This window comes from Thermococcus sp. ES12 (assembly GCF_012027515.1).
Classification (GTDB): domain Archaea; phylum Methanobacteriota_B; class Thermococci; order Thermococcales; family Thermococcaceae; genus Thermococcus; species Thermococcus barossii.
On the sequence record NZ_SNUP01000001.1, the window covers coordinates 405,868 to 421,718 of the forward strand.

16 protein-coding genes and 1 pseudogene are annotated in these 15,851 nt (G+C 55.7%); 5 read left to right on the top strand and 12 right to left on the bottom strand.

Translation table 11 applies throughout. From position 1 onward, the window contains the following. Positions 1-72: 72 nt before the first annotated feature. The 3 genes from E3E37_RS02245 to E3E37_RS02255 are packed head-to-tail and all read left to right on the top strand — an operon-like array spanning position 73 to position 2,803. Positions 73-1,413, top strand: coding sequence for a DUF438 domain-containing protein (locus E3E37_RS02245; RefSeq protein ID WP_167715301.1), 1,341 nt, complete (start codon positions 73-75; stop codon positions 1,411-1,413). Between the two features lies 1 nt (position 1,414). Beyond that, complete coding sequence (locus E3E37_RS02250; RefSeq protein WP_167714586.1) at positions 1,415-1,726, top strand: cupin domain-containing protein; 312 nt, start codon at positions 1,415-1,417, stop codon at positions 1,724-1,726. Then, positions 1,727-2,803 (top strand): Xaa-Pro peptidase family protein, encoded by a 1,077-nt coding sequence (locus E3E37_RS02255; RefSeq protein WP_167714587.1) that lies wholly within the window; start codon positions 1,727-1,729, stop codon positions 2,801-2,803. On the opposite strand, the gene E3E37_RS02260 is transcribed toward E3E37_RS02255, so the two are convergent. After that, a complete protein-coding gene (locus tag E3E37_RS02260) occupies positions 2,800-3,261 on the bottom strand; it encodes an Lrp/AsnC family transcriptional regulator (protein WP_167714588.1) in 462 nt (153 codons plus the stop codon). The genes E3E37_RS02255 and E3E37_RS02260 overlap by 4 nt on opposite strands. A gap of 117 nt (positions 3,262-3,378) precedes the next feature. On the opposite strand from E3E37_RS02260, the gene E3E37_RS02265 reads away from it, so the two are divergent. Together E3E37_RS02265 and E3E37_RS02270 are read left to right on the top strand one after the other, a co-directional pair. After that, entirely contained in the window at positions 3,379-4,722 is a 1,344-nt protein-coding gene (locus tag E3E37_RS02265; protein ID WP_167714589.1) for a leucine/methionine racemase, read from the top strand. 76 nt (positions 4,723-4,798) lie between these two features. Continuing rightward, positions 4,799-6,100, top strand: a complete 1,302-nt coding sequence (locus E3E37_RS02270; RefSeq protein ID WP_167714590.1) for a uracil-xanthine permease family protein — start codon at positions 4,799-4,801, stop codon at positions 6,098-6,100. A gap of 36 nt (positions 6,101-6,136) precedes the next feature. Here the strand turns inward: E3E37_RS02270 and E3E37_RS02275 are convergent. The 11 genes and pseudogenes from E3E37_RS02275 to E3E37_RS02325 form a co-directional block, all read right to left on the bottom strand. After that, positions 6,137-6,679, bottom strand: a pseudogene (locus E3E37_RS02275) (DUF996 domain-containing protein). Between the two features lie 99 nt (positions 6,680-6,778). Next, positions 6,779-7,387 carry a DUF996 domain-containing protein gene (locus tag E3E37_RS02280; protein WP_232460740.1) on the bottom strand — a complete coding sequence of 203 codons (609 nt, stop codon included), beginning with the start codon at positions 7,385-7,387 and terminating at the stop codon, positions 6,779-6,781. A gap of 58 nt (positions 7,388-7,445) precedes the next feature. After that, positions 7,446-8,192, bottom strand: coding sequence for an NADH-quinone oxidoreductase subunit NuoI (gene nuoI / locus E3E37_RS02285; protein WP_167715303.1), 747 nt, complete (start codon positions 8,190-8,192; stop codon positions 7,446-7,448). A gap of 5 nt (positions 8,193-8,197) precedes the next feature. Next, positions 8,198-9,382: an NADH-quinone oxidoreductase subunit D gene (locus E3E37_RS02290; protein ID WP_167715305.1), complete on the bottom strand. Its 1,185-nt coding sequence runs from the start codon at positions 9,380-9,382 to the stop codon at positions 8,198-8,200. 10 nt (positions 9,383-9,392) lie between these two features. Further along, positions 9,393-9,992, bottom strand: coding sequence for an NADH-quinone oxidoreductase subunit C (locus E3E37_RS02295; protein WP_167714591.1), 600 nt, complete (start codon positions 9,990-9,992; stop codon positions 9,393-9,395). Beyond that, a complete protein-coding gene (locus tag E3E37_RS02300; protein WP_167714592.1) occupies positions 9,983-10,573 on the bottom strand; it encodes an NADH-quinone oxidoreductase subunit B family protein in 591 nt (196 codons plus the stop codon). The genes E3E37_RS02295 and E3E37_RS02300 overlap by 10 nt, the downstream gene beginning before the upstream one ends. Before the next feature lie 10 nt (positions 10,574-10,583). Further along, positions 10,584-11,477 carry a respiratory chain complex I subunit 1 family protein gene (locus E3E37_RS02305; protein ID WP_088864436.1) on the bottom strand — a complete coding sequence of 298 codons (894 nt, stop codon included), beginning with the start codon at positions 11,475-11,477 and terminating at the stop codon, positions 10,584-10,586. Beyond that, the gene (locus E3E37_RS02310; RefSeq protein WP_167714593.1) at positions 11,478-13,322 is read right to left on the bottom strand and encodes a proton-conducting transporter membrane subunit; all 1,845 of its coding nucleotides are present in this window, start codon (positions 13,320-13,322) and stop codon (positions 11,478-11,480) included. Next, on the bottom strand, positions 13,319-14,806 hold the full coding sequence (locus tag E3E37_RS02315) for a proton-conducting transporter membrane subunit (RefSeq protein WP_088864438.1): 1,488 nt from the start codon (positions 14,804-14,806) through the stop codon (positions 13,319-13,321). The genes E3E37_RS02310 and E3E37_RS02315 overlap by 4 nt, the downstream gene beginning before the upstream one ends. Further along, a complete protein-coding gene (locus tag E3E37_RS02320; RefSeq protein WP_088864439.1) occupies positions 14,803-15,147 on the bottom strand; it encodes an NADH-quinone oxidoreductase subunit K in 345 nt (114 codons plus the stop codon). Before E3E37_RS02320 ends, E3E37_RS02315 begins: the two co-directional genes overlap by 4 nt. Beyond that, positions 15,144-15,851, bottom strand: coding sequence for a Na(+)/H(+) antiporter subunit B (locus E3E37_RS02325; protein WP_167714594.1), 708 nt, complete (start codon positions 15,849-15,851; stop codon positions 15,144-15,146). Before E3E37_RS02325 ends, E3E37_RS02320 begins: the two co-directional genes overlap by 4 nt.

Consider the following 15,851-nt stretch of genomic DNA (forward strand, 5'->3'; position numbering starts at 1 on the left):
ACTTTATTGGGCAAATTTGCCCAGAAACGCTTAAAAGTACCCACTATGACACTCGTCATGAAGGTGATAAAGATGACCGAGTTGCTGAACAATCGCGAATATAAAAAGGAACAGTTGAAGAAGCTCCTGCTTAGAATTCACGAGGGGGAAGACGTTAACAAGCTGAAGGATGAATTCAGGGCAGTGCTGAGCGGCATATCACCCCTCGAAATACCACTCATCGAACAGGAACTGGTGAAGGAGGGCATCTCCGCCAAGGACATAGCGAAGATGTGCGACCTTCACGTCGAGCTGTTCAGGGAGGCTGTTGCTGGAACCGAGGAGCTTGAGGAAAGGGATTTGCCTGATGGGCACCCACTCAAGACGCTTTACCTTGAGAACAAGGAGATACTGAAGGATGCGGAGATGCTTAACCTTTACGCCAGAACTCTAGCAACGACCAAGGATGAGAGAATGAGGGAGGAAATACTTGGGGTCCTTGAGGAAATAGTGAACAACCTGCGGAAAGTCGGCTTCACCCACTACAACCGCGAGGAGATGCTAACATTCCCCTACATCGAAAGGAGGGGCTTAACGGCGATAGCCACAGTACTCTGGACCAAGCACGACGAAATAAGGTTCATGATAAAAAGACTTGCCGAGCTTTTGAGGAAGAGAAACGAGATGCCATGGGAAGAGTTCGTTGAGCGCTTTAAGAACAAGGCCAGTGAGGCTTCATTTGCACTGAGCGACATGGTGTTCAGGGAGAACAACATCTACTACCCCACGCTGAAGGCCCTGCTGAGCGAGGGCGAATGGAAGGCGATACGACTTCAGGAAGACGAGATAGGCTTTTACAAGGTCAACCCCCCGGCCTGGGATCCAGGTGAGGATGTGAAACCCCTCTATCCCTGGGAAATTGACCCCGAGCTGAGCGTTGAGCAGTTGCTTGGCCTCCCCAAGGAGGTTCAGCAGGCCCTGAAGGGCCAGCCACTGGAGTTCGACAAAACCGAGCTGAAGCGCGAGGGGGACATAGACATCGGAACCGGCTACGTTAGCGTTGAGGAGTTAAAGGCGATATTCGAGGCCCTGCCCGTTGATGTGACCTTCATAGACAAGGACGACAGGGTTAGGTTCTTCTCTCCCGGCGAGAGGATATTCACAAGAACACCTTCGGTCCTTGGAAGACCAGTTCAGCTCTGTCACCCGCCGAAGAGCGTCCACATAGTGAACAAAATCCTCAAGGCCTTCAAGGAGGGCAGGAAGAAGGAAGCAACCTTCTGGCTCAGGCTTGGCCCCAAGTACGTTTACATCAAGTACGTGCCCCTCTTCGACAAGAACGGGAACTACCTGGGAACTCTGGAGATGACGATGGACATCGCACCATATAAAAAGATTGAAGGCGAGAAGAGACTGCTCGACTGGAGGGACTGAGATGATTGTTGTTAGTGTTGAGGATGCCCCGAGGATTGAGAATCCGCACGGGGTTGAGGTTAGAAAGCTTATCGGTGAAAAGAGCGCCCAGATATTTTACGTAATCCTCAAGCCCGGGGAGAGGCTCAGGAGACACACTACCCCCGTCGATGCTTTCCTGTACATCCTGAAGGGCAGGGCCATCGTGGAGGTTGGCGGGGAAAGGGTTGAGGTTAAAAAGGGGGCCGCAGTATACCTGCCGAAGGAAGTCCCCCATGCGGTTTCCAACGAGGGAAGCCTTGACATGGCATTCCTCGTGATCAAGGTGATGTAGATGCGAGGGGATAGGGAGATATTCAGAAAAAGAGTTGAGCGCTTTCAGGAACTCCTGAGGGAGAACGACATTGATGGGGCCGTCATAAGAACCCTCTCCACCTTCATATATTTCACAGGAACAAAGTGGTTGCGTCCAAGTCTCCTCATTCCAGCCGAAGGAGAGCCCGTTGTTTATGTGGTCAAGAGGGAGGCGGAGCTTTTCCGGGAAAAGAGCTGGATAGAGAACGTCATCGAGTTTCAGCGCGTCGAGGATTTAATGGCCGGCATAGTGACGTGGATACACTCCAACGGAATGGAGCGCGTTGGACTCGAGTTCGGTATAGAGCGCGACGCTTACCTGATATTCTTCAAGATATTCAAGCGCCTTAACCCCACGATTGAGATAGTTGACATCCTGGACCTCACGATGGGGCTGAGAATGATAAAGGACGAGTGGGAGCTGGACAACATCAGGAAGGCCGGGAAGATAGCAAAGAAAGGCATGAAGGTGGCTGAAGAGACGATAAAGCCCGGCCTCAGCGAGCTTGAGATAGCGGCGGAAGTTGTTAGGGAGCTGATGCTCAACGGCAGCGAGGATCCCAAGGTCTACGTCTCAGTCACTCCGAGGGCACATGCGGAGCCGTTCCGCGACCTTAGGGTTCCTGAGAACGGCGTCGTTACCGTGGTTATCGGATCCGACTGGAACCACTACTACGCCAACATGGCCAGGACTTTCGTTGTAGGAGAGCCGGGCGAAAGGGTCAAACAGGCGATCCAAGTCAAGGAAGAGGCATATAAGATTGCGCTCGAAGAGACGAGGGTGGGTGTGGCTCTGGGTGCAGTCGAAAAGAAGCTTGCGAACTTTTTCAAGGAGAACGGTTTTGAGGATGCCTATCTTGCTGGCTACACCCACGGCGTTGGTCTCCTAATTGAAGAGCCCCCGATAACCACGATAGTGGTTCCCCAAAGGGCCGCAAAGGTGCAGGAGAACATGGTTCTGACGATAATACATCCACCGCTTATGATTCCGGAGGGCGCGATAAAGCACGAGGACACCTACATCGTCAAGAAAGACGGGCTGGAGAGGGTGACCTAAAACACCCTCGCGTAGCCCCACTTCCTGACGCTCGTGAGGATTGACGTTTCCGTGCTTCTTATTCCCTCTATCCTCCCGAGCTTCTCGATGAGGAAGCTCTCAAGCTCCTGGAGGTCCTTGACGGTCACCTGCATGAGTATGTCATGGGCTCCAGTCGCTATGCCTAGAACGTCCACCTCAGGCAGTTTGCTCAGCTCCTCCGCGGCCTTCTTGACCCTGCTCGGCTCCACATCGACCGCTATGAAGGCAACGATGGAGTAGCCGGCCTTGAAGGGATTTATGAGGGCCGAGAACTTCCTTATGACACCCCTCTCGACGAGCTTCTTCACCCTCAGTCTAACGGTCGATTCAGGCACCTTCAGCCGCCTCGCTATCTCGGAGTAGCTGGCCCTTCCGTCCTCCTGAAGGATATGCAGTATCATCCTGTCAAGCTCGTCAAGGTGTTCATTAACACGCATTTTTCACCCCCGATTTTTGTCATTATCTTGTCATTCTTTTAACTTTTTCTGCGAAATTAGCAAAATTTGGGCGAAATTGCTATTAATCCCAAGCGCGTATAGCAGTACGGTGAGAGCATGGACTATCCCACGAGCAAGGAGGAGGTTCTGGAGCGATACTCACGGGTTTTTCCGAGGTCGGCGCGCGTTACCTACGCTCCGATAGTTGGGGTTAAGGCCGAGAACGCCCGCGTCTGGGACATCGAAGGGAGGGAGTACATAGACTTCCTGAGCGATGCCGCAGTTCAAAACGTCGGGCACAACAATCCCCGCGTTGTCCAGGCGATAAAAGAGCAGGCGGACCGGTTAATCCACTTCACGTTCATCTACGGCTTTCCGGTTGAGCCGCTTCTCCTTGCGGAGAAGCTCGCCGAGATAGCTCCGATTGAGCGTCCGAAGGTCAGTCTCGGCATGACTGGTAGCGACGCCAACGATGGCGCGATAAAGCTTGCGAGGGCATACACGAGAAGAAGGACAATACTCAGCTACCTCAGGAGCTATTACGGGGCGACCTACGGGGCGATGAGCATAACCGGCCTTGACTTCGAGGTTCGCTCCATAGTCGGAGAGCTGAGCGACGTTCACTACGTTCCGTATCCGAACTGCTATCGCTGCCCCTTCGGGAAGGAGCCAAAGACCTGCAAAATGGAGTGCGTAAGCTATCTAAAAGAAAAGTTCGAGGGGGAGGTCTACGCCGAAGGAACCGCCGCCCTCTTCGCCGAGCCAATTCAAGGCGACGCTGGAATGGTTGTCCCGCCGGAGGGCTACTTCAGGAGGGTGAAGAGGATCCTCGATGAGTATGGAATCCTCCTGGCGGTTGATGAAGTCCAGAGCGGGCTTGGAAGGACTGGGAAGTGGTTCGCGATAGAGCACTTCGGTGTTAAGCCCGACATAATAACCCTGGCCAAGCCCCTCGGAGGCGGGCTTCCGATAAGTGCGATAATAGGTCGCTCTGAGGTCATGGATTCCCTGCCATCACTTGGCCACACCTTCACCCTAAGCGGTAACCCGGTGACGAGCAGGGCGGCCCTTGCCGTTATCGAGGAGATAGAGGAGAAAGACCTGCTGAGGAGGGCGGAAAGGCTCGGAAGGTACACAAAGAGGAGACTCGAAAAGATGAAGGAAGAGCACGAGTTAATCGGTGACGTCCGGGGGTTAGGCCTGATGCTCGGCGTTGACCTCGTGAAGAACAGGGAAACCAAGGAGAGGGCCTACGAGGAGGCAAGGAAGGTCGTCTGGCGGGCATATGAGCTCGGTCTCGTCCTGGCCTTTTTGCAGGGCAACGTGCTCAGGATTCAGCCACCCCTGACGATAGAAGAGGAACTCCTGAAGGAAGGTCTGGACAGGCTGGAGCGGGCCATAAGCGACGTCGAGGAGGGAAAGGTGCCGGACGAGGTTCTGACGAAGGTTCAGGGCTGGTGATTGACATAAATCTGTTTATTTTTTCATTCCTCGAAAACTTTTTAAACAAAATTCCACACAGCTTGAGCGGGCTTCAATGGAAACCCTTGAAATGGTGGAAAAGCCGGTAATGAAAATAGGAATCGAGGATAAGGTCGAACCTTCCAAGGCTTTGGTTTTTGGCCTTCAGCACGTTCTCGCGATGTTTGGAGCGACTGTCACTGTGCCTCTCGTCGTTGGGGGCGCCGTTGGACTGAGCGGCTCCGAGATTGCCCTCATGATACAGGCTGTTCTGCTGGCAATGGGCATCGCAACGCTGCTCCAGACGACGATAGGCTCCCGCTACCCGATAGTGCAGGGCTCAAGCTTTGCATTCATCCCCGGCCTGATAGCAATAGGCTCAAGCCTCGGAATGGCCGCGGTTCAGGGTGCGCTAATCGTCGGCGGTTTGATAGAGGCCGCCATCGGGTGGCTCGGGATAATCGGGAAGGTCAGGAGGCTCTTCACTCCACTGGTCACGGGCGTCACGATAACGCTCATAGGCTTCAGTCTGGCCGACGTCGCGGTTAAGAACTTCTTCAACTTCTACACTGACCCATCCGGAGAGACCATCGTTAGGGCGACCCTGGTCGCGGTCATAACTTTCCTCACGACGGTCTTCGTTGCCCTGCGGGCGAAGGGTAGCCTGAAAGCGATGCCCGTTGTCGTGGGGGCGGCGGTGGGCTACACCGTGAGCGTTCCCCTCGGTTTAACCGATTTCGGGCTCGTGAGGAGCCTTCCCATCGTGAGCGTCCCAAGGCTCTTTCCGTGGGGCGAGCCGATATTCGACACCACGGCGATAGTCCTGCTCCTCTTCGCCTTCATGGTGAGCATCATAGAGAGCGTCGGGGACTACCACGCGATAGCCACCGTTACGGGCTCAGAGATAACCGGGAAGCACATAGCGCGCGGAATAGGAAGTGAAGGTCTGGCATGCTCAATAGCGGGCCTTTTAGGTGCCTGCGGGACGACGAGCTACTCCGAGAACATAGGCGTCGTTGCTCTTACCAAGGTGGGCAGCAGGCACGTGGTTCAGGTGGGGGCGGTTATACTCATCCTCCTCTCACTGGTTCCGAAGTTCGGGGGAGTCCTTGCCTCAATGCCCGCACCGGTGCTGGGCGGACTCACGCTGGCCCTCTACGGTATGATAAGCGTCACCGGCCTGAGGCTGATAAAGGAGAGGGTCGAGTTCAACGACAGGAACACCCTCATCCTGGCGGCTTCGCTTATAGCGGGCCTCGGCGCTCCACAGCTTCCGGCGGAGTTTCTCGCCAGCTTTCCAAAGCTGATAGCCAGCATACTGGAGTCGGGGATGGCAGTTGGAGCGCTTACGGCAATAGTGCTTGACAGGATTCTCTGACTCCCTTACTCTTCTTTAAAGGGTAAAAGAAAGAGGTCACCAGATTACTTCCTCTTCAGCCCGGGCCTGCTCCAGTTCCTCCCCCAGCTCGGAGGGCATCTTGTTGAAGGCTATTATGACGAACACGCGCGCGACCAAGAGCAGTATGAATCCAACGAGGATTATGGCTGTCAGCGCGCCCCACCATATCCACGTGGCAGCGTCCTTGAACTCCTTGGTGCCGGTTATTTCGTACATTGCAAGCCAGGCCCTCTTCTAGAAGTAGGCCGCCCCGATTATCAGGGCCACGAAGAGTATGAAGAGCAGTATTGCCAAGCCTATGCCGGCCGATTCGCTGAGACGCCATCCCGCCGGAGCGATGGCAAATGTGCCGAACAGCAGGGCCAGAATGACTATCAGGCCACCTATCGCAAAGATGACAGCGTAGAGGTAGTTCTTGAAGGGTCTCTCGTCACCCACTGCGTCACCTATGCCCTTCAGGGCCAGCAGTATCAGGATGAAGCCGATCAGCGAGAGTATGCCCCCCACGTACGGGATGAATCCACCAACGAGTGCGAAGATGGCTCCCCACATACCCATGTTCTTTTCGCTGCTGACATTGACAACGGCCACCGAAACCACCGTATAGAAAATCAACCTCAAGCTTAAAACGTTACCTAAAAGAGTGAGAGGGCAGACTCACGGTTCCATGAGCACGCGGTTTTCTGGTTCAAGCTCCTCAGGCAGGTTCGCGAAGCCGATTATCTGATACACCGCGGCCACAAGGAGCAGTACGAAGCCCACCAAGATTATAGCAGTCAGTGCACCCCACCAGAGCCACTTCGCCGTTTTCTGAAATTCCTCAACGCCGGTTATTTCATACATTGCTTCCCACGCCCCCTTCGCGAAGTATACTCCCAGTACGAGCACTGCGATGAACGCAAGGAAGCCGAATACCAGCATGCCCGTTCCGAAGAAGCCCCAGGGATGTTCTAAGGCCCTCATTCCAGCGATGGTTGCATTGGATATGGACAGTGCACCCACCAGAATGAATATCATAGCAATCACCGAACCGACGAAGGCAACCACAATGGAGTACAGGTAGTACTTGAAGGGTCTATCGTCGCCGACCTTGTCCCCTATTCCCTTCAAGGCCACCAGAACAAGTATGGCACCCACTAAGGACACGGTCCCCATGAATACGCCCACGTAGGGTATGACACCGGTAAAACCGCCGACGATTGCCAGCACGGACCCAACGAGACCGAGGGTCTTTTCGCTCTTTATATCAACGCCCACCGACACCACCATGCGTATAAAACCACGAGACCTAAAAAAGTTTACGATTGGAAGATAAAAGAAAAGGTCACTCCTTCTTCTTCTCAGACTCGGGCTGGGCCTTTTCCTCCGCTTTCTCTGCGACCTTCCCGGCAGGTTTCTCTTCCTTCTTTTCGGCGGGTTTTGGGGTCTCTTTCTTCTCCGGAGCCTTGGCAGGCTTTGCCGCCGGCTTGGCCGGAGTGGGCTTCTTGGGTGGCCTCAGTCCGTAGCCGAGTATCTTGAATTCCAGTGTGTCACCGTCCCTCAGGTGGTACACGTAGGTGCCGTCCTCTTTCTTCTCAATCCTCTCGACAGGGAAGCGATAGTCGTTGAACTTCTCGTTTATTTCCCTGACCTTGTCAGGGTGTATTGGCACCCAGTCGTAGAGCTCCAGGTCCTCCTCAAGTCCGCCGGTGGTGAGGTAGTAGTTCTCGGTGAAGCCCAGCGCCCCGGTCGGGCAGACGTCAACACAGAACTGGCAGAACGTACAGCGGCCGTAGTCCACCTTCGGGTGGGGCCTCTTCTCCATCTTGCCGTCCACTTCTATCCACGTCATCTCTATTGCCCTTGCCGGGCATATCTGGCCGCAGAAGTTACAGCCGACGCAGGTCTTCCAGTTCAGCGTGTGGAATCCCCTGTACTTCGGTGCAGGCTCTATCGTCTCGAAGGGTATCTTAATCGTCACCGGCTTCTTGAAGAGGTACTTGATGCCCATCCACGGCTTGACGAATGATTTCTTGAGCTTGACCTTCTCCTCGCCGACGACCCTAACTTTTGGCTTCTCAACGCTCTCCATCTTCATCACCTGTCTATGTCGGGCGGGCAGTTGTCGAGGGTCTTCAGGATGACCGGAACGTCCGCAAGGCGGGCTCCCTTGAGCAGTTCCTCAAGCACGGTGACTCCGTGGCTCTGACTCGGTCCCCTGACGTGGACCCGGTAGGGCTTGTGGGTTCCGTCGCTGACGACGTATGCCCCAAAGTCTCCCTTCGTGCTCTCGACGTGGGCGTAGGCATCTCCCTTGGGTGGCTTGAATCTCGGCAGGGCCTTGAGCCTGGCGTCCTTGACCATGTACGGTCCGCTCGGAGGCCCCATGTCGAGGAGCTGTTCGAGGATGTAGAGGTCCTGCTCCATCTCGTACCTCCTGACGAGAACCCTGGCCAGGCTGTCGCCCTCCTTGAGCACGGGCACTTCAAACTCCAGCTCTGGATAGAACAGATACGGGTCGTCCTTCCTTACGTCGTAGGGGACACCGGTGGCACGGAGGTTCGGTCCGGTGACTGCGTGCTTGAGGGCGAACTTCTTATCCATGACCCCAACGCCCTCAGTCCTCTCGAAGGTGATGTAGTTGTCGAAGAGTATCTCGTCGAAGTCCTTCATCTTGCCCTTGAGGTACTCGACCGTGTCCCTGAGCTGGCGGAGCCACCTGTCGCCGGGTATGTCCCTCCTTACTCCACCGGGCACGGTGTAGATGTGGTAAACCCTTCCGCCGGTGAGCTCCTCGAAGAGGCGCATGAACCTCTCACGGTAGGCGGCAGCCCACTGGCCGGCTGTATAGAGACCTATCTCGTTTCCAAAGCCCATTATCCAGAACATCCACGCGCTCATCCTGGCCATCTCAAGGACCACAGTCCTTATCCACTGGGCCCTCTCAGGAACCTCCCAGCCGACTATCTCGTCAACTGCCATTGAGTATATATTCTCAGGCACGTCGCTCTCGGGAACGCATATACGGAGGAGCAGGGCTATGTTGGTGAAGTAGGGCCTCTGCTCGGCGAGCTTCTCGAAACCACGGTGGAGGAATCCGGGGTTGACTATGGCCTTCTCAACCCTGCTTCCGTCCATCTTCAGGATTATGCTGAAGTTCTCGGTGGCCATGTGCTGCGGACCGAAGAACAGCTCATAGGTATCCTTGTCTATGGGATGGAGATACATATCGTGCGCCTTTGCCTCTTCCCTAAGTTCCTTCGGGACTTCCAAATTGCTCATGATCATCACCTCATATCACGTAATTGGTCTTGCTCTCATCGTATCTGTCAAAGTCCTCGCCGTATATCGTCTTGACGTAGCCTATCATGTTGAAGTCCTTCCTGAGCGGGTGCTTCTCGTACTCCCTCGGCTCAAGGATGAACGGCCCGAGCCTCGGGTTGCCCTCGAATACTATGCCGAAGAACTCGTGCGCCTCCCTCTCGTAGGTCTCGGCGACGGGCCAGATGTCCATGATGGTCGGCATTCTCGCGTTCTCCCTGGGTATTCTCGTCCTCACGAAGGCGTGGACGCTTTCACTGACGCTCCAGAGCTGGTAGACAAGCTCGAATTCGCCCTCCTTGAGCCAGTCAACGACGCTTATCTGGATGAGCATCTCGAACTTCTCACTCGCGAGCTCAAGGAACTCCTTTATCCTGTCCGCAGGGACTTTGAACTCAACGCGCCTCTCACGCCTGACGTTGCCCTCGGCGTACGGTGCCTTTTCAAGCAGCTCTGCGACCAGCTTCCCCTCCTTAGTGTCAGGGAGCTTTGGAGCCTCTACTTCAGGAACCTCCTGGGGCTTCTGCTCCTCAACCTTCTCCTCAACCTTGGGCTTCTCGTTCATATCCATGCCAGCCACCTCCTGGCGTCCTTCTCGCGCCATCCTTCCCCGAACAGTTCATCCTGATTCTTCCGGTAGTACTCGTAGTTCTCCCTATAGCGCTTCCAGCCGTCGGCTGTTCCTTCTTCTATCTTGCGCATTATCTCCATTATCCCGTCCATGACAGCTTCCGGTCTTGGCATGCAGCCGGCTATGGCAACGTCAACCGGAAGGTACTTGTCGAACTGCTTGACCACGTTGTAGGAGTCCCAGTAGACTCCGCCGTTTATCGGGCATGAGCCGTGTATCATGACGTATTTGGGATCCTGCATCATCTCGTAGGTTATGATTATCCTCTTGAGGGTCTTTGGAGTTACGTAGCCCGTGATGAGGAAGAGGTCACCCATCCTCGGTGCCGGGTTGGGCATTATCCCGAAGCGCTCGAAGTCGTATCTGGCTGTGGCCAGCGGCGGCATTTCGATACCGCCGCATCCGGTACAGAAGGCCACTATCCAGAGGCTCTTCTTCCTGGCCCAGTTGAACAGGGGCTCGAAGAGCTTGAACTCCTGGAGCTCGTAGGTTATGAACTCATCATTCTTTCTCTCGCTCATCCACATCACCTCACATCGTCAGGAGCACGGCTATTATTCCCAGTATGGTCGGCCACTTCCAGAAGAACTTGGCCGCCTGGTCTATGGTGAACCTCGGGTAGATGCTGGCCACGAATATCGCTATGAAGAGCACCGCTATCTGCTTTATTAGAAGTTCGAGCAGGTTACTGGCTCCTCCGAGGAATATCACGGCGAAAAATGCCGTCTCCGCGAAGAGCTGTACCGCGTGCTGGGTGAAGAGCAGTGCCGCGTGCTTGCCGCCGTACTCGACCATCGGACCCATCGAGATTTCCGCGGGGGCGGTGATTATGTCGAAGGGCTCAAGGCCGAGCATCGCCTGGAAGACTATGTCAAAGACTATCATCGCCAGGAAGAGCGCCGGGACGAGGATGCTCCATCCGTGGGCCTGCTGGAGGGACACCAGCTCGTTCAGCTTGAAGGTTCCCCAGTGCTGGATGATGGCTATCAAAGCCAGACCGTAGGGGAGCTGCATGGCCACCATGGTGAGCAGTCCACGCTGGACACCGACCGCTGAATACGGGTTGCCAGAGCTCATGGCACCGAGCATTATGCCGAGCATTGGAACCTCCAGGAGATAGGCCACGACGATGAGGTCTGCGTTGGCACTGAAGAGGCGGAAGCCTGCGAGGGGAATGAAGAGCAACGCTGCTATGCTGGCTCCGAGGGCGAACACAGGGCCGAAGTCGTAGATGAAGCCGTGGGTAACGCTCTCCTTCTTGCCGAGGAGCTTGAGGGTGTCTATTATTGGCTGGTATATGGGCGGTCCGACACGGCGCTGAATTCTCGCCATGGCCTTTCTCTCTATACCCATGAATATGAAGCCCATGAAGGTGGCGTATATCAGCATTCCAATGACTTCCAGGATGAGCCTCCAGTCAATCATTCACAACACCCCCCACAGCGCTAAGATGAGTAGCACTATCGCCAGGTACCACGAGTAGCTCTGAACGTTGCCGTTGTACATGGCCTGCCTGAGCGAGTCAGCGAAATCCTCCGCTATGCCTGCCAGGCGCTCGTAGAACCTGTCCCAGCTGTACTTGAGCCAGAACTCAAGGGCCTCCGCGAGAGGCCTGTAGAAGTTCTTCCTGATGCTGAGGTTGAATTCCTCCGTGACGGGGTTACCTGACTGGTAGGTGTTGGTGATGCTTATCTTTCTGACCTTGGCTCCGTAGAGGTATACCAATCCAGCTATTGCCAGGCCAATTGTGAGGGCTATCGTCACCAGCAGGGCGTTGTAGGTTCCCGTTGGGGTAACGAGCTTGTAGTAGTCGCCGCCCACTATCTCGCCGCCGAGCATCTTGTTGAGGTACTCGGTGACAATGCCGGGTGCAACACCGAAGAGGAGGTTGGGAATCGCCAGTATGGCCATTCCGATGAGGAGCGGTAGCGGGGCCTCTTTGACGTCCTCAAGGTCGCTCGGTCTCTGGCCGAACCAGACCGCGTAGAGGAACCTGACAACGTAGGCGAACGCTATACCGCTTCCGAGGAATATTGCTCCAGCAACGAGGGGCATGTGGGCGCTTATTGCGGCCTCGTAGATGAGCCACTTGCTGGCAAAGCCCGCCATAGGCGGAATTCCCGAAAGGCTCAGCACCGCTATGAGTCCCATCGCGAAGGTGAAGGGCATCTTTTCCGCCAGACCGCCCATGTCCTTGAACTGGGTCTTTCCGGTCTGGAGGATTATCGCGGCAGTGACGAGCCAGAAGAGGCCCTTGAAGACCGCGTGGCTGAGCACGTGGAAGAGACCTCCCGCAAAGCCGAGACTGCTTCCGAGTCCAAAGGCGAGCAGTATGTAGCCAACCTGACTGACCGAGGAGTAGGCGAAGAGCTTCCTGATGTCCTCCTGAAGAACCGCGAGGAAGCCGGCAACGACTACGGTTATCGCACCGAGCCAGGCCATTATGTAGGCAAAGGTCAGGTGGCCATGGAATGTTCCGAGGGCCGCGTAGAGCTTGTAGCCCATCAGGATGTAGAGCAGGAGGAATCCATAGGCTCCCGCCTTGCTGAGGGCGCCGCTGAAGAATGTGGTGTAGCTCTGGTCCGTCTCGCTGTAAGCACCCGGCGCCCAGACGTGGAGTGGAACGGCACCGGCCTTAACGCCGAACGCCGTGAGGAAGAGCCCGAATATAAGGGCGGTCTCAGCTGTGCTTATTGAACCGAGGCTTGCATCGAGATACAGTGCCTGCCTGATGGTGGCGAAGTCGAGGGCCCCTGTCTTTGCGTAGATGATGCCTATCGCTATCAGCATCGCGTAGGCTCCGACAACGCTCAGCACGAAGTACTTGAGGGACTCGTGCCTGTTCCTCCTGACGACCATCATGAAGCTGGCGAAGGTCATCATCTCCCAGAACAGGAAGAATCCCACAAAGTCCTGGCTGAGGAAAACACCGAGCACTCCCGTGTAGCTCATGAGTGCGAAGAGCCAGTCGTAGGAGCTCTTGGAGGTTGAGGCCATCCCAAAGGCCATCGCGAGGCCCACCAGGGAGGCCACCACCGCGAAGTACCAGCTCATGCTGTTGAGCTGGAACTGCAGGGTGAACCCACTCACCGTGACGGAGTAGTTCACCGCCTCGTTCAGGACGGTGGAATAAAGCTTAGCCAGGTACGCGAGGGGTATGGCCGCACCTATGAGGCCGATGATTTCCCTCACACCCTTTATATCGAGCGCCCAAGCTATGACCCCAGCTACCAGGGGCGCTAAGAGTATGATGAGGAGTTCGTTGATCATGCTCCCACCCCCATCAGCGGAACGTTCTTAACGTACTGGGCAACGTTGAAGATGTCGTTTCCGGCCTTCTGGGCAAGGCTCCATGCATAGTCCGGGTAGATTCCTATCACGACCACGAGGGCCGCGAGGAAAAGCACCATGAGGCCGATAACGATGTTCTCGTTAATCCTCTCCCCGTCTCCCTCGAACCAGATTGTGTGGAGCAGTCTGAAGTAATAGACCGCCTCCACGACGCTTGCGGTGAGCACCAGGGCCGCCGCCCACGTGTAGCCCACTTGGAGGGTGGCGAGTATTATCCTGATTTTGCTCCAGAAGATGTTGAACAGCGGTATTCCAACTGTGGCTATTGCACCGACTGAGATGGCGAATGCGGTCAGGGGCATTTTCCTTCCAAGTCCCCGGAAGTTCTCGATGTCGGCCCCTCCGAGGGTCATCGCAACGTAACCGACCGCGAGGAACAGCATGGCCTTGACGATGGCGTGGTTTATCATATGGAAGACCCCTGCATCAACACCGCTCTGGGTTCCGAGCGCGAGAGCGAGCGCGATGAGGCCTATCTGGGCTATGCTGGAGTACGCTATCATCCTCTTGACGTTCCTCTGCCTGAGTGCGGCAAGCTCTGCAACTATTACCGTGAGCGTTGCCAGTATAACGAGCAGTCTGAGGACCGAACCCCAGCTCTCCACCGCCTGCATCAGGTAGAGAATTCTGGCCATCGCGTAGAGTCCGGCCTTGACGACGAAGGCCGAGAACATGACGGTTACCGGGTGCGGTGCGGCCTGGTATGCATCCGGCGCCCATGCGTTGAGCGGGAAGAGCTCTGCCTCAACGGCCAGACCGAAGATTATAAGCGCCAGCCCCACCTGGGCAACGGTCGGGTCCATTGTTGCCGCCAGCTGCGCTATCTGTGCCATGTTCAGGGTTCCAAGGGAGCCGTAGATGAGTGCTATGCCAACGAGGAAGAAGCTGGAGCCTATTCCACCGAGGACGATGTATTTCATCGAAGCCTCGGCGGCCTCACCCGTCTTGTTGTAGGCGGTTAGAGCGTAGGCGCTGATTGCAGTTATCTCCATGAAGACGAAGAGGTTGAATATATCGCCGGTCGCTATCATTCCCGTGGCTCCGAGCATGAGGAGCAGGAAGAGCATGGCGTACTTGTCTATCGGCTCGACCTCAATGGCTTTCAGGCTGAAGATTGCCATTAGGAAGCTGATTGCCGCGACGATGAGCACGAAGAGGGCCGCGAAGTGGCCGAAGTACAGGTTGATTCCAACGGGTGGTTTCCAGCCACCGGCGATGACGATTATCGGCTGGTCCGTGGAATAAACCCACTGGAACACCCACGCGGCTATTCCTGTCTGGAGTGCGGTGACCGCTATTAGGAAATACTTGATCGCGTTTTTACCGGCGCCCTTCAGCAGGGGCACGAAGAACGCGCTGATGAGGGGTAGCGCTATGAGCAGAGCGGCGTACTGCCCGTTCATCCTCTCAACCTCCTTATCTCCTCGATGTTAAGAGTTCCGTACTTCTCGTAGATCAGCATGGCAACGCTAAGGGCCATGGCGGTGGTGGCGACGCCTATAACTATCGCGGTGAGAACGAGCGCCTGCGGGATTGGGTCAACCGCCTGGTTCGGGCCGATGCCCTCGCTCAGTATCGGCGCGCTCCTTCCTGAGACGTAGCCAACGCTGATGAGGAGCAGGTTCACGCCCGTTTCCATAATGCTGAGTCCGATGAGCACCTTCAGGAGATTCTTCTTGACCAGTATCGCGTAGAGCCCTACGAGGATAAGTGAGATGGCGCCGAAGTAGTAGACGCTGATCATTCGCTCACCTCCTCCTTGAGCATATTGTCGATGATGCCGCTGAGCTCGGTGCCGACCTTCAGGCCGATGATGGTGTAGATTATTGGTATGAAGCCACCGCTGAAGAGTCTGCCGATGTTTTCCGTGCCGAAGTTCCAGGTCTGCCATATCCAGTCGAAGAGGAAGTAGCCGCCTATGGCGAGACCTATTAGACCGACGAGAACGTAGCCCATTCCGGCGAGCCCTTCCGTCTTCTCGAAGCCCTTATGAGGTATCTCATATGTTATGAACGCCAGGTAGAGCAGCAGGAACGCGGTGGCGATGGTGGCTCCGCCGGGGAATCCTCCTCCCGGTGTGAGGTGTCCGTGGATGAAGATGTACGCACCGAAGAGCATGACGAAGGGCACCAGAAGCCTCGTTCCGGTGGTGAGGACTATGGAACCCTCGGTCTTTGCAGTTCTCTTTTTCTTTCTCCTCCAGAGGAGTGCTCCCACTCCGGTCGATGCTATGAACAGGACGGTGACCTCACCGAGGGTATCGAACCCACGGTAGTTGACGACCACGGCAGTTACAGCGTTGACGGCTCCGGTCTGTTCCTTAACGTGGTCGAGGTAGTACTGGCCCACCAGCATTTTGTCCTCGCCGAACGGGACTCCAGCGAGGCCCTGGGCGAGCCAGTAGCCGATTATGAGCAGGGAAATTATCGCGAGTGCGCGCTTGAGCAT

Excerpts from the sequence above, each read along its gene's own strand:
- E3E37_RS02250 (WP_167714586.1), top strand. The coding sequence starts at position 1,415 with ATGATTGTTGTTAGTGTTGAGGATGCCCCGAGGATTGAGAATCCGCAC.
- E3E37_RS02265 (WP_167714589.1), top strand. The coding sequence starts at position 3,379 with ATGGACTATCCCACGAGCAAGGAGGAGGTTCTGGAGCGATACTCACGG.
- E3E37_RS02255 (WP_167714587.1), top strand. The coding sequence starts at position 1,727 with ATGCGAGGGGATAGGGAGATATTCAGAAAAAGAGTTGAGCGCTTTCAG.
- E3E37_RS02310 (WP_167714593.1), bottom strand. The coding sequence starts at position 13,322 with ATGATCAACGAACTCCTCATCATACTCTTAGCGCCCCTGGTAGCTGGG.
- E3E37_RS02295 (WP_167714591.1), bottom strand. The coding sequence starts at position 9,992 with ATGGATATGAACGAGAAGCCCAAGGTTGAGGAGAAGGTTGAGGAGCAG.
- E3E37_RS02320 (WP_088864439.1), bottom strand. The coding sequence starts at position 15,147 with ATGATCAGCGTCTACTACTTCGGCGCCATCTCACTTATCCTCGTAGGG.
- E3E37_RS02325 (WP_167714594.1), bottom strand. The coding sequence starts at position 15,851 with ATGCTCAAGCGCGCACTCGCGATAATTTCCCTGCTCATAATCGGCTAC.
- nuoI (WP_167715303.1), bottom strand. The coding sequence starts at position 8,192 with ATGGAGAGCGTTGAGAAGCCAAAAGTTAGGGTCGTCGGCGAGGAGAAG.
- E3E37_RS02245 (WP_167715301.1), top strand. The coding sequence starts at position 73 with ATGACCGAGTTGCTGAACAATCGCGAATATAAAAAGGAACAGTTGAAG.
- E3E37_RS02300 (WP_167714592.1), bottom strand. The coding sequence starts at position 10,573 with ATGAGCGAGAGAAAGAATGATGAGTTCATAACCTACGAGCTCCAGGAG.
- E3E37_RS02290 (WP_167715305.1), bottom strand. The coding sequence starts at position 9,382 with ATGAGCAATTTGGAAGTCCCGAAGGAACTTAGGGAAGAGGCAAAGGCG.
- E3E37_RS02315 (WP_088864438.1), bottom strand. The coding sequence starts at position 14,806 with ATGAACGGGCAGTACGCCGCTCTGCTCATAGCGCTACCCCTCATCAGC.
- E3E37_RS02270 (WP_167714590.1), top strand. The coding sequence starts at position 4,799 with ATGGAAACCCTTGAAATGGTGGAAAAGCCGGTAATGAAAATAGGAATC.
- E3E37_RS02260 (WP_167714588.1), bottom strand. The coding sequence starts at position 3,261 with ATGCGTGTTAATGAACACCTTGACGAGCTTGACAGGATGATACTGCAT.
- E3E37_RS02305 (WP_088864436.1), bottom strand. The coding sequence starts at position 11,477 with ATGATTGACTGGAGGCTCATCCTGGAAGTCATTGGAATGCTGATATAC.